This is a genomic window from Streptomyces sp. NBC_01257 (assembly GCF_035917255.1).
Lineage (GTDB): Bacteria > Actinomycetota > Actinomycetes > Streptomycetales > Streptomycetaceae > Streptomyces.
The window spans coordinates 6,378,377-6,399,014 of the sequence record NZ_CP108472.1 but is presented as its reverse complement, the minus strand read 5'-3'; the positions used below and the strand labels follow the sequence as shown (position 1 = coordinate 6,399,014).

The following is a 20,638-nucleotide window of genomic DNA, read 5'->3' as shown; positions in this document are numbered from 1 at the left end:
GGTCCGGTCGCGGGACAGCCCCTAGGCTGCCGTGCATGAGCGACGCGACATGGGTCCTGGACCGTACGTTCCACAGCTCCGCCGGTGAGGTGCGCTGGGCCGCCCTCGGCCGGGCCGGGGCGCCGCCCGTCGTGCTGGTGCACGGCACGCCCTTCTCCTCGTACGTCTGGCGCGGTGTGGCCCGGGCGCTGGCGCAGGAGCACCGGGTGTTCGTCTGGGACCTGCCCGGGTACGGCGAGTCCGCGCAGTTCGAGGGCCAGGACGTGTCGCTCGGCTCCCAGGCGCGGGTCCTCACCGAGCTCCTCGCCCACTGGGAGCTGCCCGAACCGGCCGTGGCCGCCCATGACTTCGGCGGCTGCGTCGCCCTGCGCGCCCGTCTGCTGCACGGCGCCCGCTACCGCCGCCTCGCACTGGTCGACCCGGTGGCACTGGCGCCCTGGGGCTCCCCCACGTACCGGCTGCTCGGCGAACACGCCGAGGTGTTCGCGCAGTTGACGCCCGCGCTGCACCGGGCACTGGTCCGGGAGTACGTGAGCTCGGCCGGCCACCGCGGACCCGCTCCGGCCGTCCTGGACCGGCTCGTCGCGCCCTGGTGCACCGAGGCCGGGCAGCCAGCCTTCTACCGGCAGATCAGCCAGAACGACCAGCGGTTCACCGACGAGATCCAGCACCGGTACGGGGAGATCGACGAGCCGGTACTGATCTGCTGGGGCGCCGAGGACAGCTGGATCCCGGTCGCCCGCGGCCATGAGCTGGCCGCGCTCGTCCCGGGCTGCGAGCTGCGGATCATCGAGGGGGCCGGGCATCTCGTGCAGGAGGACGCCCCGGCCGAACTGACCGCCGCGCTCAGCCGGTTCCTGCGGACTCCCCCGGATCCGGATCCCCGTACAGCGCCATGACCGCGGCCGCGTGGGCGGCGAGGACCGTGCGGGCCTCCGGCGGGGCCAGGACCTCGACGTTCGGGCCGAACGACAGCAGGGAGCGCGCCCATTCCACCGACTCCACGGCGAGTTCGGCGCGCAGCCACTCCCCGTCCGGGCTCTCGGGCCGCGGCTTCCCCGCGAGCGCGGCGGCGTTGAGCCGCAGGAACAGGTCCAGCCGGGAGCGGTGCACCCGTACCCGCAGGGTGACCTCCCCCTGCCGCTCCTCGACCTGCCGGCGCAGCTCCTCCCAGACCGCGGCCAGTTCCACTCCGGGCCGCCGGACCACGGGGTGCTCGGTGAGGACGGCCTCGCGCACCCGGTCGGCGCGGAAGAGCCGGGGCTCCCCGTCACGGTCGGCGACCAGGTACCAGACGCCTGCCTTCACGACCAGGCCGTACGGGTCGACGGTGTAGCCGCGGGCGCTGCGCGTGCCGCTGTGCCGGTAGCGCAGCCGCAGCCGGCGGTCGGCGAACACGGCGTCGTGCAGGTCGGCGATGTCGACTGCGGCGCGCGGGCCGCTCATCCAGCGCACCGGGTCGACGAGGATCCGGCGGCTGGTCGCCTCGGCGGCGGGGCGGTACGGGGCGGGCAGCGCCGCCATCACCTTGCGCAGCGCCGAGCCGATCGCCTCGTCGAGCCCGAGCGCGGCGTGGGCGCCGTCCGCCGCCAGGACGAACAGGGCGCGCGACTCGTCGGCGGTCAGGCCCGTGACATCGGTGCGGAATCCCGGCAGCAGGGCGATGCCGCCGTGCCGGCCGCGTTCGGCGTAGACGGGGACGCCGGACGCGGAGAGCGCCTCGACGTCCCGGTAGATGGTGCGTACGGAGACGTCGAGGCGCTCGGCCAGCTCGGTGGCGGGCACCAGTCGGCGGGTCTGGAGCAGCAGCAGGATCGAGAGCAGCCGGTCGGATTTCACCGCACCAGCATCTCCCGGGCGGACACCCCCCGGACCGGCGTCTCCCCTGCCGGCCGGTGCGCGGTGTCAGCTGCGCGGGGCGCGGGCCAGCTGGCGGGACTGGGCGACCAGACGGTCCGCGCTGTCCCAGACGTCCGCGTCCTCCTCCAGGAAGCCGCCCGCGAGGTTGCGGGTGGTGATGGAGACGCGCAGCGGGCCGGGGGCCGGACGGCAGCGGATGTGGGTGGTGAGCTCGATGGTCGGGGTCCAGCCCTTGAGCCCGAGCTCGAACGAGGTCGGCGGCAGCGCGTCGACGGTGAGGAGCAGGGAGAGCGGGTCGGCGTCACGGCCGTCCGCGAGACCGAACCAGCCGCGCATCTCGCCCTTGCCGGACGGCTGTCCGACGGCCCAGCCGAGCGTCGCCGGGTCGAGCTTGATGTCGAGCCGCTCGGTGATCGCGGAGCTGCCGGGGATCGGGGCCGGGCCGTCGCCCGGGCCGAGGCAGTGCTCGCGGGGCGGGATGGCCGGCGGCTTGGCCGACGTCCGGATGTCGTCGGTCAGGGCGTCGAGGTCGCCGTAGGTGGCGATGACGCGGATGCGCTCGACCTCGGTGCCGTCCTCGGCGTACTGGAAGAGGGAGGCCTGGCCGGTGGAGAGGGTGCGTCCGGTGCGGACGGTCTGGGTGCGGATCACCGCGGGGCCGGGCACGGAGGCGGTGAGGTAGTGCGCCGAGACGGAGAACGGGTCCGGGTGCGGAAGGGCCTCGCCGAGTGCGCGGCCGAGCATGGCCAGCAGATAGCCGCCGTTGACCGCGTGGATGATCGTCCAGCCCGCGGAGAGCTCGGCGTCGTAGACGCCTTCCGCGCGGAGGGTGACGGCGGTGTCCCGGTCGAACTCGCTGTCCCCGACGGTCGCCTGCGCGGTCGGTGCCGCCTGCTCTGCTGCCTGTGCCATGGCATGCACGGTACACCGAATGTATTACTGAGCGGTAGCTTTTTGAGGTCGCGGAGATGACGGCGACCGCCCTCTACCCCTCGTCGGCCGTGGCCGAGCGCCGGTTGTAGGCGCGGGGGGCGCGCCAGTGGAAGCGGAGGGCCAGCAGGCGCAGCACGAACGCCGTGATCACGGCCGCGCCGCTGGTGAAGGCGTTGAGCGCCTCGAAACGGATACAGATCACGATCATGGTGGCCCCGACGATGGCGGGCACCGCGTACAGATCGCGGTCCCAGCGCAGCAGTGACGGCACCTCGTTGGCCAGTACGTCGCGCAGCACACCGCCGCCGACCGCGGTGGTCAGGCCGAGCGCCGCCGACGCGGTGAGGCCCAGGCCGTAGTCGTACGCCTTCACCGTCCCCGTGACGCAGAAGAGTCCGAGACCGGCCGCGTCGAAGACGTTGACACCGACCTGGATGCGTTCCACGTGCGGGTGGAGGAAGAAGACGAGACCGGCGGCGAGCAGCGGGGTGGTGAAGTACCCGAGGTCCGTGAAGGCGGCGGGCGGCACCGCTCCGATGATCACGTCACGGAACAGCCCTCCGCCCAGCGCGGTCACCTCGGCGAGCACCGCGATGCCGAAGACATCGAAGTTCTTGCGTACGGCGAGCAGAGCGCCGGAGATCGCGAAGACGAAGATCCCGACGATGTCGAGCGCATGCTGGACGGAGGGCGTGAACAGTTCGTTGAGCACCGGGCAATTGTGCCGGTATTACTCCTTGGTGCCGTCCTCCGAGGCCTCGGGGGCCTTCGGGGGTGTCGGAGCGTCGGGCTCCGCCACCGCGTCGGACTCCGCACCGGCCGCCGTCCCGGACTCCGGCCCGACGGCGGGCGCCGCCTCCGCCTTCGCCACCGCGACGAGCTCGACCGCTTCCCTGGCCGCGGCCAGCACCTGCTCGCCGGGCGCCTGGTCCTCGGCGTTCTCCGGGTGGTGGCAGGCGACCTGGTGGCCGGTCTTCAGCGCGATCAGCGGCGGCTCCTGCGTCTTGCAGATCTCCGTCGCCTTCCAGCACCGGGTGTGGAAGCGGCAGCCGCTGGGCGGCGAGATCGGCGAGGGCACGTCGCCCTTGAGCAGGATGCGCTCGCTCTTCACACCGCGCCGCCGCGGGTCCGGCACCGGCACCGCGGACATCAGGGCCTTGGTGTACGGGTGCATGGGCGCCGAGTACAGCGACTTGCGGTCGGCCAGCTCGACGATCTTGCCCAGGTACATGACGGCGATGCGGTCCGAGACATGGCGGATGACCGACAGGTCGTGCGCGATGATCACGTACGTGAGCCCGAGCTCGTCCTGGAGGTCGTCGAGCAGGTTGACCACCTGGGCCTGGATCGACACGTCCAGGGCCGAGACCGGCTCGTCGGCGACGACGAGCTTCGGGCGCAGGGCGAGCGCGCGGGCGATGCCGATGCGCTGGCGCTGGCCGCCGGAGAACTCGTGCGGGTAGCGGTTGTAGTGCTCGGGGCTGAGCCCGACCAGCGACAGCAGCTCCTGGACGTGGTTCTTCAGACCGCCCTCGGGCTCGACGCCCTGGAGCTTGAACGGCGCGCTGACGATCGTGCCGATCGTGTGCCGCGGGTTCAGCGAGGAGTACGGGTCCTGGAAGATCATCTGGACGTCACGGCGCATCGGCCGCATCTTGCCCATGGACAGATGCGTGATGTCGCGGCCCTCGAACTCGACCTTGCCGCCGGTCGGTTCGATCAGCCGGGTGATGAGCCGGCCCATCGTCGACTTGCCGCAGCCGGACTCGCCGACGACGCCCAGGGTCTCCCCCGGGTACACCTCGAAGTCGATGCCGTCGACGGCCTTGACCGCCGCGGTCTGGCGCCCCAGCAGGCCCTTGCGGATCGGGAAGTGCTTCACCAGGCCCTCGACCCGGAGCAGCGGCTCGCGCGCGGCGGTCGCCTGCTCCGGAATCCTCGCGTCCTTCTCCAGCACCGGCGGATCCTTCTTCTCGCTCACGTCGCTCACCTCACGCGCCTCGCTCACAGCTTCGGCGCAATCTCTTCGGTCCAGATCCGGGTCCGCTCCTCCTGCGCCATGTGGCAGGCGGAGAAGTGCCCGTCGCCGACCAGCTCCAGCTCGGGGCGCGTGGTGCGGGTGAGGTTGTCCTTGGGGATGTCCGCGTACGGGCAGCGCGGGTTGAAGGCGCAGCCGCTCGGGACGTTGATCAGCGACGGCGGCTGGCCCTTGACGGGGATCAGCCGGTCGGTCTCCTCGCGGTCGATGCGCGGCATCGAGGTGAGCAGGCCCCAGGTGTACGGGTGCTGGGCCTCGTAGAAGACCTTCTCCGCCGGGCCGCGCTCGATGCACCGGCCGCCGTACATCACCAGGAGCTCGTCGGCCATCTCGGCGACGACCCCGAGGTCGTGGGTGATCATGATGACGGCGGAGCCGAACTCCTTCTGCAGGTCCCGGATCAGGTCCAGGATCTGCGCCTGGACGGTGACGTCCAGCGCGGTGGTCGGCTCGTCGGCGATGAGCAGTTCCGGGTTGTTGACCAGCGCCATCGCGATCATGGCGCGCTGGCGCATACCGCCGGAGAACTCGTGCGGGTGGGAGTCGACCCGCTTGTGCGGCTCGGGGATGCCGACCCGGTCGAGCATCTCGATGGCCCGGGTGCGGGCGACCTTCTTGCTGACCTTGTTGTGGACGCGGTACGCCTCCACGATCTGACCGCCGACCGTGAAGTACGGGTGCATGGCGGAGAGCGGGTCCTGGAAGATCATGGCCATCTTGCGGCCGCGCAGTTCGCGCACGCGGTCGTCGGACGCGCCGATCAGCTCCTCGCCGTCCAGCCAGACCTCGCCGGAGATGCGGGCGTTGGGGGCCGTGCGGTGCAGGCCGAGCACGCCGAGCGAGGTGACGGACTTGCCGGAGCCGGACTCGCCCACGATGCCGAGGGTCTGTCCGGGCTTCACGTCGAAGCTGACCCCGTCGACCGACTTGACCAGACCGTCGTCGGTCTTGAAGTGGATCCGCAGGTCCCGTACGGAGAGGAAGGCGTCGTCCCCGCCGGCCCGCGGGGCGGGGACGGACTCGCCCACCGCCGCGTTCTGTGACTTGGAAACGTCGGTCACGAGTACCTCACCCTGGGGTCGATGGCGGCGTACACCAGGTCCACCAGCAGATTGCAGATGACGATGAAGAAGGCCGCGATGAGCGTCACGCCCATCACGATGGGCAGGTCGTTGCCCCTGACCCCGTCGATGGCGTAGAAGCCGAGGCCCTGGAAGGAGAACACCTGCTCGGTGATGACCGCGCCGCCGACCAGCAGGCCGAAGTCCATGCCGAAGATCGTCACGATCGGGGTGAGCGCGGCCCGCAGACCGTGCTTGGCGATGACGCGGCTCTCCCGGAGGCCCTTGGCGCGGGCGGTACGGATGTAGTCCTCGCCCATCGTCTCCAGCATCCCGGCTCTGGTGATACGGGCGTAGAGCGCGGAGTAGAGGAAGGCCAGCGAACACCACGGGATCAGCAGGTTCCAGGCCCAGTCCAGCGGATTGTCCGTGAACGGGACGTAGGTGATGTTCTCCCAGACGGGCCACTGCACGGTGAACACACCCAGCGCGAGCATGCCGGTGAAGAAGATCGGCAGCGAGACGCCGGCGAGGGCGACACCCATGAAGAAGCGGTCGAGGATCGAGCCCCGCTTGAGCGCCGAGACGACACCGATCGCGACACCGCTGATCAGCCAGATCACAGCCGCGCCGATGGCCAGCGAGAACGTGATCGGGATACGGGCGGTCAGCTCGGGCCAGACCTCGACGTGGTTCTTGAAGGAGAATCCGAAGCACGGGGCACCGCAGTGCGAGACCTCGGGGCCGAACGTGTAGTCGGCGCCGACGAAGATCTGCTTGATGAAGTGCCAGTACTGGATGTAGAGCGGCTGGTCGAGGCCGAGGTTCTGCTTGACCGCGAGGATGGACTGCGGATTGGCGTCCTTGCCCACGTACTGGGCCGCCAGCTGGTCCATCGTCTGCCCGGCGAGCCGGGGGACGAGGAAGAAGATCGCGAAGGTGACTGCGCTGACGATCAACAGCAGCAGTATCGCGCCGAAGACGCGTCGGATGATGTACGCAGCCACAGCTATCCGGCGCCGGTGTCTGTCCGCCGGGGGTGACCCGTGCGTGCCGACACCGTGCCTTCACCTGCCTTTCAGGATTTTTCCGGGGGCCGGGGATGCGCTCCCCGGGCCGCGTGCGCGGCCCGGGGAGCGGACCGTAACTACTTGGCGGAACCCATCAGCACGTAGTCGTACATGCCGAGGTATGCCTGGGTGACCGTGACGTTCGTCGCGGACTTCGGGCGGAGCAGCAGGTTCTTGCGGTAGATCAGCGGCACTGCGGTCGCGCCCTCGGCGACCGCCTTGTCGACGTCACCCCAGGCCTTCGCGCGGGCGGCGTCGTCGGTGTTGGCGATGCCGTCGTTGAGCAGCTTGTTGATCTTCGGGTCGTTCAGTTCCTGGACGTTGTTGCCACCGGACGGCTTGATGGCCGAGCCGTTGATGATCTGGTCCAGGAAGCCGAAGCCGGTCGGCCAGTCAGCACCCCAGGCGCTCATGATCATGCCGAGCTTGTTCGCGTGCACGTAGCTCGGGTTGCCCGCGAAGTTGGAGAAGTACTTGCCGGCCGGGAAGCTCTTGATCTCGGCGTTGACGCCGATCTTCTTGAGCGAGGCCTGCACCGCGGTGACCATGGCCATCTCGGCGGGGCGGTCGGAGCGGGCCGAGATCTTGGTGGAGAAGCCCTTCGGCTTGCCGCACTGCTTCAGCTCGTCCTTGGCCTTCGCCTCGTCGCCCTTGTGGCCGGCGGACTCGTACAGGTCGAACTTGCTGTAGCCGTTGACGGTCGGCGGCAGCAGCGTCGTGGCGACGTCACCCTTGGGGTCGCCACCCTGCGCGGCCTGGACCGACGCCTTGTCGATGCCCCACTGCACGGCCTTGCGGCAGTGGATGTTGTCGAACGGCGCGACGTTGACGTTCAGACCGATGTACGAGGTGGCGCCCGCGTACGAGTTGTCGGTCTGCTTCTTCAGGTCGGGCTTGGTGAGCACGTCCGGCTGCGTCGCCGGGGCGACACCGGTACCGGCACCGTCCACGGTGATGTTGTCGGAGATCAGGTTGTTGTCGACCGTCTCCTGCTTCACCTTGAAGCGGACCGACACCTTGTCCGGCAGGGCCGGGCGGATCGGGTCCGTCTTCGGGTCCCAGTTCGTGTTGCGCACCAGGGTCGCGCCGCGGCCCTCGTCGTACGACTCGAACTTGTACGGGCCCGAGGACACGATGTGCTTCACGTAGTCGGCACCCTTGTCCTTCGCGGCCGGCACGGGGGCCGTCTGCGAGAAGGTCGCAAGGTAGTCGAAGTCCGCGAAGGCGTCCTTCAGCTTGAAGACGATCGTGGTGTCGTCCGGCGTCTCGATGGAGGCGATGCCGTCCGGGTTCTTGTCCTTGTACGGACCCTTGTACTTGTCGCCACCGGCGAGGTGGGCCTTGAAGTACGTCGGGCCGTTGGACAGGGCCTCCGGCGCGAAGTTGGAGCGCTCGACGGCGTACTTGACGTCCTTCGAGGTGATCGGGGTCCCGTCCTCGAACTTGAGACCCTTCTTCAGCGTGTACGTCCAGGTCTTCGCGTCCGGGCTCGCCTTGCCGAGGCTCTCGGCGAGGTCCGGGACGATCTCCAGACCCTCCTTGCCGGCAGCCGGCTTGAAGGACGTCAGCGTCCGGCCGTACAGGCGGGAGAAGTTCTGCACCCAGCCGTAGTACGTGTTGCCCGGGTCGAGCGAGTCGGGCTCGTCCGACATCTCGAGCTTGACGGTACCGCCCTTCTTGTCCGACTTGTTGACGATCGAGGTCAACGCGGCGTCAGTGGCTCCCGAGCCACCGCTGCCGCCCTTGCCGCCGCCGTTGTCGTCCTTGGAGCCGTTGCACGCGGACGCTCCCAGCATCAGGACCACAGCCGTGGCGACCAACGCTGTCGTTTTTCTGGTCTTCACCTGAGGAAATCCCCCTCAATCGATGGTTGCCGTGGCATGTCGCACGTCGTTGTGACGAGCGCCCGGGCACTACTTACTACGGGGGTCGAGCGCATCACGCAGCCCGTCTCCCAGCAGGTTGAACGCCAGGACCGTGACGAAGATGGCCACGCCCGGCACGATCATGTACATCGGGTCGTTCCGGTAGAAGTCGATCGCGTTGGTGAGCATCCCGCCCCAGGAGGACTGCGGCGGCGCGATACCGACACCGAGATAGCTGAGCCCCGCCTCGAAGAGGATGTTCGAGGGGATCAGCAGCGTCGAGTACACCAGGATCGGCGCCACCAGGTTCGGCAGCAGCTCCCGGAAGAGGATGAAGGGTCCGCGCGCACCCAACGACCGTGCGGCTTCGACGAATTCGCGATTGCGCAAGCTCATGGTCTGGGCGCGGACGATACGGCCCATGTACGGCCAGCTGAAGAAGCCGATCACGAAGATCAGTACGGCGATCCGCAGCGGCAGTCCCTCCAGGCCGAACGCGCCGTCCTGCAGCGCCGCCGAGATGGAGATCGCGAAGAGCAGCAGCGGGAAGGCCAGGAAGGTGTCCATCATGCGGCTGATGACGGTGTCCACCCAGCCGCCGTAGAAGCCCGAGATCACACCGAAGAAGACGCCGATCACCACGGAGAGCAGCGTGGCTCCGACCGCGACGACCAGGGACACCCAGGAGCCCTCGATGATGCGGGACATGATGTCGCGGCCGTACTGCGGCTCGACGCCGAGCGGATGGCTCCAGCTGATGCCGCCCCAGTCGCCCTTGGGCGCGAGCAGCGCGGGGTCGATGAGGTCCTGGTGGAACTCGTTGGGGTCCAGACCGAAGACGGCCTGGATCGGCTTGGAGAGCACGGCGAGCAGGATCAGCAGGATGACAACGATGCCGCCGGCCACTGCCACCTTGTCGCGCTTGAAGCGCGACCAGGCGATCTGTCCGAGCGAACGGCCCTCGATCTGGCTCTGTTTGACTCCCGTGAGTACTGCCTCCGGCTGCGCCTCGGCAGCCGATCCGGTGGTCTCGATCGGTGCGGTCACAGTGCCTTTGACCCCTCCCGCCGGCGGTGGCCGGCCCCTACTCGCCGCGGTAACGGCCTGGCGCGTGTCAGCCGCGGCGCTTACTGCGGCTGATGTGTTCGATGCGAATGCGTCTGCGGAACGACCGTCGGTGCAACCTCGTACAAAGGGCCGACGATCCCCACTAGCCGGGAGTCTTCAACGCGGTTGCGATCACCCGCCAGACCTGGCGGGGAATGTTTGCTCAAACGTGATGCGGTCAGTGAGCTTCCGTTATCCGGACAGCTTGATCGAGTGAGCGGACTACTCCGCCGCTAATCCACCAGAACGGACATGACGCCCAACGGGCGCTATTGGGTGGCTATTTGGGTGACCACCGCGGATGTCTTGTCCGCCGGGGAGCCGTATGTCCGGTCCGCGGCACGGGCCGGGGCGGGGTCAGTAGGCGCGCGGCGCGGGGCCGGGGGTCTGCGGGTAGCCGTAACCCGGAGCGACGGCCGCGCCACGGCCGGCCGGGGCGTGCGGCTCGCGGTCGTAGAACGGCCGGGTGTTGGCGCGCAGCCACATCGCGACCGGGTCGTACTCGTCGGCCATCGCGACGGTGGAGACCGGCAGCCCCTCCGGGACCGCGCCGACGGACTGCTGCATCATCGCCCGCACGGCGTCGACGGACGGCCGGCTCGTGTCGTACAGATCGAGGCCGATGGCGAGGTACGGGACGCCGAGCGCCGGCTGCACCCAGGCGCGGCGCAGCGAGCGGATCGCCGGGGTGTGGTGGGCGTGCTGGGTGAGCTGGGCGTAGAACTGCGGGATCTCGATGGCGGGGTCGCTGATCCGCAGCGGACCGGCGGGCATCCGGTCGAGGCCGGTCGCGATCCGGCGCAGGTCCAGCCAGGGAATGCCGACGCCGCCGCCCGGCGCGTGCGGATTCAGCCAGATGCCCCAGCCGTCGGGGAACAGGGCGCGGGCGATGTCACGGCCGCCCACGACCTCGTGGTCGCGGCTCCAGCCGCTGGCGGAGAGCTCCTGGGCGGAGGTGACGCAGGGGGCGTAGCCGAGGCCCTCGATCTCCATGTTGCCGTACTGGGCGTCGGGCGAGCCGGCCCGGCCGTGCCAGAGCAGCATCCAGATCCGGTCGGCCGCCAGCGCCTGGAGGAGAGCCTCGTACGCGTCGTAGCGCCCGGGCGTCACTTGGCGCAGCATGTGCTCGACCTGACCGGCCGCCGCGGTGCCTGACGCACTCACCCTGGGTCCCGCCCCTCTTCGATCCACTGTGTCGGCCTGCCGCTCCCGGGGCTCACGGGTACGGCACGGTGCCGAGGCACCAGCCATCAAACCAGCTTATGCGGCGGCCCTGACACCGACTTGACGGCACGGGCCGGTGCCCTCGTACCGCCCGTTACTCGGCGGGGCGCTGATAGAACGGCCGCACCCGGGCGCGCATCCAGTCGGCGACCGGGTCCTGGGCCACGTCGAGCAGCACCAGATTGACCGGCCACGGCACCTCGACGCGGCCGAGGGCCCGGCCGAGGGCGTCCATCGGGGCGTTGCGGCCCGCTCCGTCCCAGGTGGAGAACTCGATGCCGACGAAGAGGACGGGGTCGCCGCCCTCGATGCTGGCCAGGGCGCGGCGGGCGCTGAGCACGACGCCGCTGTCCTCGAACTCTCCGGCGGCGGCGGAGAGGAAGTCGACGGGCTCCTCCTGCCAGTCCGGTTCGTACAGCCGGACCCGGCCGCCGCTGGACGGTCCGTCCAGCGGCGTGCGTCCGGCCCGGCAGAGCTCGGCCACGGCGGGCGGCGGCAACGGCACGCCGACCGCGCCGCCGGGGTTCACCGCGATGCCGAGCTGCGGGGGCAGGCCGCGGGCGAACTCGCGGGCGGGAGCCACGGTGAAGGACATGTGGGAGCCGACGCAGGCGAGGAACTGCTGCTCGGAGCTGAAGACGGGCACGTAGGGCGCGCCCTCGATGTCGAGCGTCGGCAGGTCGAGGTCGGTGGCGTCCGGACCGCCGCCGTTGGGCAGCGGCACCCAGAGGTGGCTGCGGCCGAGCACCTCGACCAGCCGGCCGCCCGCCTCCGGGCTGCCGAGCGAGGCGCTCAGCACTTCTTCGAGCTCGTTGGCCGGCCATCCGCCCTGCGGATGGGTCCGGGCCGGTGCCGGAATGTCCACTGTCTCCCTCTCGCCCCGTGTCGTGCGGCCGCAGGTCCTGTCTGGTAGTTCCCCGTCCGCGCCCCGGCGCCCGGCACGCTCGCACCGGCCACCGCTGCGCCCGCGCTCCGCGCGGACGACAGGGAGCTCCGGACAGGACCTAGAGGTTAACGCCGCACCGGCGCTGTCCAGCCATCGGACGGCCCCGTCTCAGACCTCACTCTGTGCGTCTGCGAACGTGATGCGCGTCAGCAGTCCCGCCGCCTCACGGTCCAGCAGTACGGCCGAGGCGCATCCGAGGGGCAGCAGACCCGACTCGGTGTCGCGCAGCAGCCGTCCCACGGCCCTGCGGTGGCGGGCGAACGCGTATCCGGAGACTCCGCGCCCGCGCTCGCGCTGGCCCTCCCGCGCCGCCTGCGGGGTGACGTCGAGGAGCACGAGGTGCAGGATGCGGCCGCGCCGCCGGGCGTCCCGGGCGAGCCAGCCCCGGACCCAGGCCTGGGTGCCGCAGTCGTGCACGACGACGGAGGCGCCGGAGCGCAGCACCCGCCACAGCCCCCAGTAGTGGGCGACGCGGACGAGCGGGCGGTAGAGGGCGTACGGGAGTAAGCGGGGCAGCCGGGCGGCCCAGCGGTCCCTGGTGTCCTGGGAGTCGATGGCGCGGGCGGAGACGGTCCGCCCGATCAGGGTCGACTTGCCGCTGCCGGGCAGTCCGGAGACCACCACCACGTCGCCCGCCGTGAAGTGCAGGCCGCGCGGGCTGCGCCCGGCCCGCTCCCGCAGGTCCCGGACGACGGGCGCGTGCGGGCCCACCCGCTCCCTGGCCGGTGCACCCGGCTGCGCGGGCAGTGCGCCGTGCGCGACCCCCGCGGTCGTCGCGTACCGCTGCAACGTCATCGCCCTCCCCCTGTCGGCTGACCCACCTGCCCAAGAAGTGTAAAGAAAAGGTAATGCGGCACAACCGTACGACCCGCCGGATCCCGTGGGATACCGCCATCGGTACCGGCACCCCACTCTCCCGCAATGCGTGCGATGATGACCCGGTCAACTGCATAAAGGCCGCTCGAATCCGCGCGGGAGAGTCCCGGCCCCGTGCCGGGCGCCGAAGGAGCAAGATCCTCCCTTGAATCTCTCAGGCCCCGTACCGCGTGGATGAGGCAGATCTGAAAAGCGAGTCGCGCTGCGGCTCCACCCAAGGTGCAAGCCGAAACCCCTCCGGGGCCTCTCGGCGAACCTCTCAGGTTCCGATGACAGATGGGGAGGGATCGTCCTCGTCGTCATGCCCTGGGAGCCTTCATCCATGAGCACCGCCCCCCGTCTCACCGCCCTCGATGCCCTGCACCGTTCGCTGGGTGCGACCATGACCGACTTCGCGGGCTGGGACATGCCGCTGCGGTACGCCAGTGAGCGCGACGAGCACATTGCCGTCCGCACGAAGGCCGGCCTGTTCGACCTGTCCCACATGGGCGAGATCACCGTCACCGGTCCGGCCGCCGTGGACCTGCTGAACTTCGCGCTCGTCGGCAACATCGGCACCGTCTCGGTGGGCCGCGCCCGCTACACGATGATCTGCGCCGAGGACGGCGGCATCCTGGACGACCTGATCGTCTACCGCCTCGCCGAGACCGAGTACATGGTCGTCGCCAACGCGGGCAACGCGCAGATCGTGCTCGACGCGCTGACCGCCCGCGCCGGGGGCTTCGACGCCGAGGTGCGCGACGACCGCGACGCGTACGCGCTGCTCGCGGTGCAGGGCCCCGAGTCCCCCGCCATCCTGGCGGCCGTCACCGACGCCGACCTGGACGGTCTGAAGTACTACGCCGGGCTGCCCGGCACGGTCGCCGGGGTCCCCGCGCTGATCGCCCGTACCGGCTACACCGGCGAGGACGGCTTCGAGCTGTTCGTCGCTCCCCGGCACGCCGAGCAGCTGTGGCGGGCGCTCACCGAGGCCGGTGCCTCGCGCGGCCTGATCCCCTGCGGGCTGTCCTGCCGCGACACGCTGCGCCTGGAGGCGGGCATGCCGCTGTACGGGCACGAGCTGACGACCGCGCTGACCCCGTTCGACGCCGGTCTCGGCCGGGTCGTGAAGTTCGAGAAGGAGGGCGACTTCGTAGGCCGCAAGGCCCTGGAGGCGGCCGCCGAGCGCGCCGAGACCGCCCCGCCGCGCAAGCTCGTCGGCCTGGTGGCCGAGGGCCGCCGGGTGCCGCGCGCCGGCTTCTCCGTCGTCGCGGACGGCCAGGTCATCGGCGAGGTCACCTCGGGCGCCCCGTCGCCCACGCTCGGCAGGCCGATCGCCATGGCGTACGTCGACGCAGCGCACGCCACGCCCGGCACCGAGGGTGTCGGCGTGGACATCCGGGGCAGCCACGAGCCGTACGAGGTCGTGGCGCTGCCGTTCTACAAGCGCCGGAAGTAGCGGCCGCCCGCGTCGGGACGTGACGCAGTCGCGTCTCACACCGTAAGACCACCGTTCATCAGCACTCCCCCGCGTACAGGAGAATTCAGGTCATGAGCAACCCCCAGCAGCTGCGGTACAGCAAGGAGCACGAGTGGCTGTCGGCCGTCGAGGACGGTGTGGCCACGATCGGCATCACGGAGCACGCGGCCAACGCGCTCGGTGACGTCGTCTACGCCCAGCTCCCCGAGGTCGGTGACACGGTGACCGCGGGCGAGACCTGCGGCGAGCTGGAGTCGACCAAGTCGGTCAGCGACCTGTACTCGCCGGTGACCGGCGAGGTCACCGCCTCGAACCAGGACGTGGTGGACGACCCGTCGCTGGTGAACTCGGCTCCTTTCGAAGGCGGCTGGCTGTTCAAGGTACGCGTCGCGGCGGAGCCGGAGGACCTGCTCTCCGCCGACGAGTACACCGCGTTCTCCGGCAACTGAGACCCCAAGGGACCACCTGATGTCGCTTCTCGATTCCTCCCTCCACGAGCTGGACCCGGACGTCGCCGCCGCTGTCGACGCCGAGCTCCACCGTCAGCAGTCCACCCTCGAGATGATCGCCTCGGAGAACTTCGCTCCGGTCGCGGTCATGGAGGCCCAGGGCTCCGTCCTGACCAACAAGTACGCCGAGGGCTACCCCGGCCGCCGCTACTACGGCGGCTGCGAGCACGTCGACGTGGTCGAGCAGATCGCGATCGACCGCATCAAGGCGCTCTTCGGCGCCGAGGCCGCGAACGTCCAGCCGCACTCCGGTGCGCAGGCGAACGCCGCCGCGATGTTCGCGCTGCTGAAGCCTGGCGACACGATCATGGGCCTGAACCTGGCGCACGGCGGTCACCTGACCCACGGCATGAAGATCAACTTCTCCGGCAAGCTCTACAACGTGGTCCCGTACCACGTCGACGACACCGGCGTCGTGGACATGGCCGAGGTCGAGCGCCTGGCCAAGGAGTCCAAGCCGAAGCTGATCGTGGCCGGCTGGTCCGCCTACCCCCGCCAGCTGGACTTCGCCGCCTTCCGCCGCATCGCGGACGAGGTCGGCGCGTACCTGATGGTCGACATGGCGCACTTCGCCGGTCTGGTCGCCGCGGGCCTGCACCCCAACCCGGTGCCGCACGCCCACGTCGTCACCACCACCACGCACAAGACCCTCGGCGGTCCGCGCGGCGGCGTGATCCTCTCCACCCAGGAGCTCGCCAAGAAGATCAACTCGGCGGTCTTCCCGGGTCAGCAGGGCGGCCCGCTGGAGCACGTGATCGCGGCCAAGGCGGTCTCGTTCAAGATCGCGGCGGGCGAGGAGTTCAAGGAGCGCCAGCAGCGCACCCTGGACGGCGCCCGCATCCTCGCCGAGCGTCTGGTGCAGCCGGACGTCACCGAGGTGGGCGTCTCCGTGCTGTCCGGCGGTACGGACGTGCACCTGGTCCTCGTCGACCTGCGCAACTCCGAGCTGGACGGCCAGCAGGCCGAGGACCGGCTCCACGAGCTGGGCATCACGGTCAACCGGAACGCCATCCCGAACGACCCGCGGCCGCCGATGGTCACCTCGGGTCTGCGCATCGGCACGCCGGCGCTGGCCACCCGCGGCTTCCAGGCCGAGGACTTCACCGAGGTCGCGGAGATCATCGCGTCCGCGCTGAAGCCGTCCTACGACGCGGACGACCTGAAGGCCCGCGTCGTCGCGCTCGCCGAGAAGTTCCCGCTGTACCCCGGTCTCAAGTAGTCCGACCGGCACGTTTGCGTATCGGGGAGGGGCACCGCGCACACTGAACAGTGAGCGCGGTGCCCCATCCCCAGGGGCGTCTCGCCGGTCAGGGCCGGGGCACGACGCCTGGCACGGCCCCCTGTCCGGCCCTGACCGGCGAGACACCCCCTTGCCCCCGCTCTTCGGGCCGCGACCCGGCCCGTACCGCACCACCCGGCAGACAACGGCGTCTACCAACCCCTTAGGAGTCACCCGTGGCCATCTCGGTCTTCGACCTGTTCTCGATCGGCATCGGCCCGTCCAGCTCCCATACGGTCGGCCCCATGCGCGCGGCCCGTATGTTCGCGCGCCGGCTGAAGAACGAGGGCCTGCTCGCCCACACCGTCTCGATACGCGCCGAACTCTTCGGCTCGCTCGGCGCCACCGGCCACGGCCACGGCACCCCCAAGGCCGTCCTGCTCGGCCTGGAGGGCGAGTCCCCCCGTACCGTCGACGTCGAGACGGCCGACGACCGGGTCGAGGCGATCCGCTCCACCGGCCGGATCAACCTCCTCGGCATGCACGAGATCGCCTTCGACGCCGACAAGCAGCTGGTCCTGCACCGCCGCAAGCGGCTGCCGTACCACGCCAACGGCATGACCGTCTTCGCGTACGACCACGAGGGCGCCCCGCTCCTGGAGAAGACGTACTACTCGGTCGGCGGCGGCTTCGTCGTGGACGAGGACGCGGTGGGCGAGGACCGGATCGTCCCCGACGACACGGCACTCAGGCACCCCTTCCGCACCGGCGACGAGCTGCTGCGCCTCGCCCGGGACACCGGCCTCTCGATCTCCTCCCTGATGCTGGAGAACGAGCGCGCCTGGCGCACCGAGGACGAGATCCGCTCCGGCCTGCTCGACATCTGGCGCGCCATGCAGGCGTGCGTGTCCCGCGGCATGTCCCGCGAGGGCATCCTGCCCGGCGGCCTCAAGGTCCGCCGCCGCGCCGCGAACACCGCCCGCCAGCTGCGCGCCGAGGGCGACCCGCAGACCCACGCGATGGAGTGGATCACCCTCTACGCGATGGCGGTCAACGAGGAGAACGCCGCCGGTGGCCGGGTCGTCACCGCCCCGACGAACGGCGCGGCCGGCATCATCCCGGCGGTGCTGCACTACTACATGAACTTCGCGGCCGGCGGCGCCACCGAGGCGGAGAAGGACGACAGCATCGTCCGCTTCCTGCTGGCCGCCGGAGCCATCGGCATGCTCTTCAAGGAGAACGCCTCGATCTCCGGCGCCGAGGTCGGCTGCCAGGGCGAGGTCGGCTCCGCCTGCTCCATGGCCGCCGGCGCCCTCGCCGAGGTCCTGGGCGGCACCCCCGAGCAGGTCGAGAACGCCGCCGAGATCGGCATGGAGCACAACCTCGGCCTGACCTGCGACCCGGTCGGCGGCCTCGTCCAGATCCCGTGCATCGAGCGCAACGGCATGGCGGCGGTCAAGGCCGTCACGGCGGCGAAGATGGCGCTGCGCGGCGACGGCAGCCACAAGGTCTCCCTCGACAAGGTCATCAAGACCATGAAGGAGACCGGCGCCGACATGAGCGTCAAGTACAAGGAGACGGCGCGCGGCGGGCTCGCGGTGAACATCATCGAGTGCTGAGGTCCGCCTCGTCCGCCGCGCGGGCGGTCCGTTTGCCGTTGCGGCAACAGGACTCGCGGCGGCTCCCGCGGGCGGCACATGATCGGGGTCCGGGCCGGACGTCCGATGCCTGCCGGTGCCGGACGGACGACCGCCATGGAGGAGAAGCATGTCGCAGCAGCCCGACCGCGCCCCCGGCCCCACACACCGTGTGGTGCCCTCGCCCGCCGGCCGCGTCCACCTGGTCGAACAGGGCACGGGGCCGCTGGTGCTGCTGGTGCACGGATTCCCCGAGTCCTGGTTCTCCTGGCGCCGGCAGCTCCCGGCGCTGGCCGCCGCCGGCTACCGGGCGGTCGCCGTGGACGTGCGCGGTTACGGCCGCTCCTCCCGGCCCGCGGACGTCGCCGCGTACCGGATGCTCGAACTGGTCGAGGACAACGTCGCCGTGGTGGAGGCGCTCGGCGAGAGCGGTGCGGTGATCGTCGGGCACGACTGGGGTGCGACGATCGCGGCGAACTCCGCCCTGGTGCGGCCGGACGTCTTCCGGGCGGTCGGGCTGCTCAGCGTGCCGTACGCCCCGCGCGGCGGTCCCCGGCCCAGCGAGGTCTTCGCGCGGATGGGCGGGGACGAGGAGTTCTACGTCTCCCGGTTCCAGGAGGCCGGCCGGGCGGAGGCGGAGATCGAACCGGACGTCCGCGGCTGGCTCGCGGGCTTCTACGCCGCGCTCTCCGCCGACACCATACCCGCACCCGAGGCCCCGGACCCGCACTTCGCCGCCCGTGGCGGGACCCTGCGCGAGCGGTTCCCCGCGGCCCGGCCCGGCTGGCTCGGCGATGAGGAACTCGACTACTACGCAGGCGAGTTCGAGCGTACGGGCCTGAGCGGCGCGCTCAACCGGTACCGCAGCATGGACCGGGACTGGGAGGATCTGGCGGAGTTCGACGGAGCTCCCGTCACCCAGCCCTCGCTCTTCATCGGCGGCTCCCTGGACGCGTCCACCACCTGGCTGGCCGAGGCGATCGCCGCCTATCCCGCGACGCTGCCCGGCCTGCTCTCCTCGCACATCCTGGACGGCTGCGGCCACTGGATCCAGCAGGAGCGGCCCGACGAGGTCAACCGGATCCTGACGGACTGGCTCGGGTCGCTGCCGGGCTGAACCCGCCCCGGACGGGGCCGAACCGGCCGGCGCCGTCCCGTCATCCGTCCTGTCGTCCGTCCGTCATCCGCCCTGTCCGACTTCCCGCCGGTTGCCCCGACTGCCTTCCTTGAAAGGTCACTTGGTCCACAATGGCCCTCAGCCGAGCGAAGGGGGCCGCCCATGCGGGCACTCGTGGTCGGGGTGGAGTCCTACGAGGCGGGATCGGCCTGGAACCTCGACGGGCCGGTACGTGACGCGCTGGGGTACGCGCGGTGGCTGCGTGAACTCGGGGTGGGCGACGACTCGCTGACGCTCCTCCTCTCACCCCTGGAGCACAACCGGCGGCTCGCTGACGAGTGCGGTCTGCCCTGTCGTCCGGCCGACCGGAACACCGTGCACCAGGTGCTGACCCGGGAGCTGGCGAACGAGCGCAGCGACTGGCTGTTCGTCGTCTGGTCGGGGCACGGTCTCATCGACGCCGACCGTAACCGCAGGCTGCTCTACTCGGATGCGCACCACCGGGACCTGCGCTGCCTGGACGTCGAGGCCGTGCTCGCCATGTTCCGCTCCGACGGGGCCCCGGGGCATCCGCGCCAGCTCTGGCTGTTCGACGCCTGCCAGACGTACGCGGACCCGGCGACGACGGCGGGAGTCCTGCGGCCGGACCCCATACCCCGCTGGACCGAGCGCCGTCAGGCGGACCAGCACGTGCTGTTCGCCTGCGGTCCGGGGGAAGCCACGCGCAATGGAATGAACGCCGGGGTGTTCAGCACGGAGGCTCTGCGGCTGCTGCACGAGCACCCCGACTGGCGGCTGTCGCCCCGGCCGCTGGCCGACGCGCTGCGCGGCCGCTTCGGGACGACGACCTCGCTCTGGTTCGAAGGGGACGGGGAGGCCAGGAGGACTGCCGTCCAGCACAAGGTGCCGGGGCGGAAACTCGATCTGTCCGACAAACGCCGTCTGCGGGACGCGCTGGCAGCCGTGGGGGTCATGCGACAGCCGGAGTCCCGGAGCCAGGTCATCGCCTTGCTGCCGCCCGAGATCGCGGGAAGTGTCGCCCGGTCGGGAGTCATGCTCCTGGAGATCCTGGACCTCGTCGAAACCTGTCTGGCATTCGGTGACGGATTGACGCACTTGTGGTCGGCGGTGTCCCTGGCCGATCCCGGGACCACCGCGCTCGATGATCTGCTGGAGGTCTTCCGGGCATATCCGGAGTGGTTTACTCCACCTGCTCTGGACATGAATTGACGCTTCGTGATTCAGCCACTTCAGGCCCGCGCGGGCACAGGCTGACCGGTTGAGGATGTTTCCAGCGGTCCATGCGTAGGACATCATGTAAGAGCGGGTCGAACATCGCGTCGCACTGATTCGGGGGAGGTTTCACGGCAGTGGCAAAGCCGAAAAGCGCCGCCATATCGGATCTGCCTGATCTCACTGGCACATCCCTGGAGGCGTTGCGCGCTCGACCGGACGACGACAGAGCGGCCGCCAAGAAGCGGCTGCTGGAGGAAGTCGGGCGGTCGGCCAGAAGCCTGTCCACCGGCGGGGAGAACAGCTGGACCGTCTGACACCCCGGTCCGCTCCGATCCGGTGCCACGGCAGAGGGAGCATATGCGCCCTGACTCACCGCACGAAGTGGAGTCGCGGCATTCACTGACACCTCGGCAATTCCGCGAACTCGCCCGCGGCGAAGGCAGTCCCGCCACACTCGCCGCCCTGTCACGTGCCGAATACA

Annotated in this window: 18 protein-coding genes and 1 riboswitch; of the genes, 7 read left to right on the top strand and 11 right to left on the bottom strand. The window is 70.4% G+C overall.

The window, feature by feature from the left end:
• The first annotated feature begins 35 nt into the window (after positions 1–35).
• A complete protein-coding gene (locus OG408_RS27990; RefSeq protein WP_326672617.1) occupies positions 36–899 on the top strand; it encodes an alpha/beta fold hydrolase in 864 nt (287 codons plus the stop codon).
• On the opposite strand, the gene OG408_RS27985 is transcribed toward OG408_RS27990, so the two are convergent.
• The 11 genes from OG408_RS27985 to OG408_RS27935 form a co-directional block, all read right to left on the bottom strand.
• Positions 847–1,839: a helix-turn-helix transcriptional regulator gene (locus OG408_RS27985; RefSeq protein WP_326672615.1), complete on the bottom strand. Its 993-nt coding sequence runs from the start codon at positions 1,837–1,839 to the stop codon at positions 847–849. The genes OG408_RS27990 and OG408_RS27985 overlap by 53 nt on opposite strands.
• Before the next feature lie 66 nt (positions 1,840–1,905).
• Positions 1,906–2,772: a thioesterase family protein gene (locus tag OG408_RS27980; protein ID WP_266783118.1), complete on the bottom strand. Its 867-nt coding sequence runs from the start codon at positions 2,770–2,772 to the stop codon at positions 1,906–1,908.
• A 73-nt stretch (positions 2,773–2,845) separates the two neighbouring features.
• On the bottom strand, positions 2,846–3,505 hold the full coding sequence (locus tag OG408_RS27975; protein WP_266783116.1) for a trimeric intracellular cation channel family protein: 660 nt from the start codon (positions 3,503–3,505) through the stop codon (positions 2,846–2,848).
• Between the two features lie 18 nt (positions 3,506–3,523).
• Positions 3,524–4,747, bottom strand: a complete 1,224-nt coding sequence (locus OG408_RS27970) for an ABC transporter ATP-binding protein (protein ID WP_326674603.1) — start codon at positions 4,745–4,747, stop codon at positions 3,524–3,526.
• 50 nt (positions 4,748–4,797) lie between these two features.
• Positions 4,798–5,892: an ABC transporter ATP-binding protein gene (locus OG408_RS27965; RefSeq protein WP_266783114.1), complete on the bottom strand. Its 1,095-nt coding sequence runs from the start codon at positions 5,890–5,892 to the stop codon at positions 4,798–4,800.
• A complete protein-coding gene (locus OG408_RS27960; protein WP_266783112.1) occupies positions 5,889–6,899 on the bottom strand; it encodes an ABC transporter permease in 1,011 nt (336 codons plus the stop codon). Before OG408_RS27960 ends, OG408_RS27965 begins: the two co-directional genes overlap by 4 nt.
• A 140-nt stretch (positions 6,900–7,039) precedes the next feature.
• Positions 7,040–8,806 (bottom strand): ABC transporter substrate-binding protein, encoded by a 1,767-nt coding sequence (locus OG408_RS27955; protein ID WP_266783110.1) that lies wholly within the window; start codon positions 8,804–8,806, stop codon positions 7,040–7,042.
• A 69-nt stretch (positions 8,807–8,875) separates the two neighbouring features.
• The gene (locus OG408_RS27950; protein WP_266783108.1) at positions 8,876–9,874 is read right to left on the bottom strand and encodes an ABC transporter permease; all 999 of its coding nucleotides are present in this window, start codon (positions 9,872–9,874) and stop codon (positions 8,876–8,878) included.
• Positions 9,875–10,291: 417 nt separating this feature from the next.
• Entirely contained in the window at positions 10,292–11,098 is an 807-nt protein-coding gene (locus OG408_RS27945; protein ID WP_326672610.1) for an enhanced serine sensitivity protein SseB C-terminal domain-containing protein, read from the bottom strand.
• A gap of 154 nt (positions 11,099–11,252) precedes the next feature.
• Entirely contained in the window at positions 11,253–12,023 is a 771-nt protein-coding gene (locus tag OG408_RS27940; RefSeq protein WP_326672608.1) for an enhanced serine sensitivity protein SseB, read from the bottom strand.
• A 189-nt stretch (positions 12,024–12,212) separates the two neighbouring features.
• Positions 12,213–12,899 carry an AAA family ATPase gene (locus OG408_RS27935; RefSeq protein WP_266783102.1) on the bottom strand — a complete coding sequence of 229 codons (687 nt, stop codon included), beginning with the start codon at positions 12,897–12,899 and terminating at the stop codon, positions 12,213–12,215.
• Positions 12,900–13,066: 167 nt separating this feature from the next.
• Positions 13,067–13,159, top strand: a riboswitch (glycine riboswitch).
• A 143-nt stretch (positions 13,160–13,302) separates the two neighbouring features.
• On the opposite strand from OG408_RS27935, the gene gcvT reads away from it, so the two are divergent.
• The 6 genes from gcvT (at position 13,303) to OG408_RS27905 (ending at position 20,151) form a co-directional block, all read left to right on the top strand.
• A complete protein-coding gene (gene gcvT / locus OG408_RS27930) occupies positions 13,303–14,418 on the top strand; it encodes a glycine cleavage system aminomethyltransferase GcvT (RefSeq protein ID WP_326672606.1) in 1,116 nt (371 codons plus the stop codon).
• A 92-nt stretch (positions 14,419–14,510) separates the two neighbouring features.
• The gene (gene gcvH / locus OG408_RS27925; RefSeq protein WP_266783098.1) at positions 14,511–14,888 is read left to right on the top strand and encodes a glycine cleavage system protein GcvH; all 378 of its coding nucleotides are present in this window, start codon (positions 14,511–14,513) and stop codon (positions 14,886–14,888) included.
• A 19-nt stretch (positions 14,889–14,907) separates the two neighbouring features.
• Positions 14,908–16,167 (top strand): serine hydroxymethyltransferase, encoded by a 1,260-nt coding sequence (gene glyA, locus OG408_RS27920; protein WP_266783096.1) that lies wholly within the window; start codon positions 14,908–14,910, stop codon positions 16,165–16,167.
• A gap of 236 nt (positions 16,168–16,403) precedes the next feature.
• Positions 16,404–17,786: an L-serine ammonia-lyase gene (locus tag OG408_RS27915; protein WP_266783094.1), complete on the top strand. Its 1,383-nt coding sequence runs from the start codon at positions 16,404–16,406 to the stop codon at positions 17,784–17,786.
• Positions 17,787–17,934: 148 nt separating this feature from the next.
• Positions 17,935–18,921, top strand: a complete 987-nt coding sequence (locus tag OG408_RS27910; protein ID WP_326672603.1) for an alpha/beta fold hydrolase — start codon at positions 17,935–17,937, stop codon at positions 18,919–18,921.
• Between the two features lie 162 nt (positions 18,922–19,083).
• Positions 19,084–20,151, top strand: a complete 1,068-nt coding sequence (locus OG408_RS27905; protein WP_266783090.1) for an effector-associated domain 2-containing protein — start codon at positions 19,084–19,086, stop codon at positions 20,149–20,151.
• The last annotated feature ends 487 nt before the right edge of the window (positions 20,152–20,638 follow it).

Excerpts from the sequence above, each read along its gene's own strand:
- OG408_RS27935 (WP_266783102.1), bottom strand. The coding sequence starts at position 12,899 with ATGACGTTGCAGCGGTACGCGACGACCGCGGGGGTCGCGCACGGCGCA.
- gcvH (WP_266783098.1), top strand. The coding sequence starts at position 14,511 with ATGAGCAACCCCCAGCAGCTGCGGTACAGCAAGGAGCACGAGTGGCTG.
- OG408_RS27980 (WP_266783118.1), bottom strand. The coding sequence starts at position 2,772 with ATGGCACAGGCAGCAGAGCAGGCGGCACCGACCGCGCAGGCGACCGTC.
- glyA (WP_266783096.1), top strand. The coding sequence starts at position 14,908 with ATGTCGCTTCTCGATTCCTCCCTCCACGAGCTGGACCCGGACGTCGCC.
- OG408_RS27905 (WP_266783090.1), top strand. The coding sequence starts at position 19,084 with ATGCGGGCACTCGTGGTCGGGGTGGAGTCCTACGAGGCGGGATCGGCC.
- OG408_RS27990 (WP_326672617.1), top strand. The coding sequence starts at position 36 with ATGAGCGACGCGACATGGGTCCTGGACCGTACGTTCCACAGCTCCGCC.
- OG408_RS27910 (WP_326672603.1), top strand. The coding sequence starts at position 17,935 with ATGTCGCAGCAGCCCGACCGCGCCCCCGGCCCCACACACCGTGTGGTG.
- gcvT (WP_326672606.1), top strand. The coding sequence starts at position 13,303 with ATGAGCACCGCCCCCCGTCTCACCGCCCTCGATGCCCTGCACCGTTCG.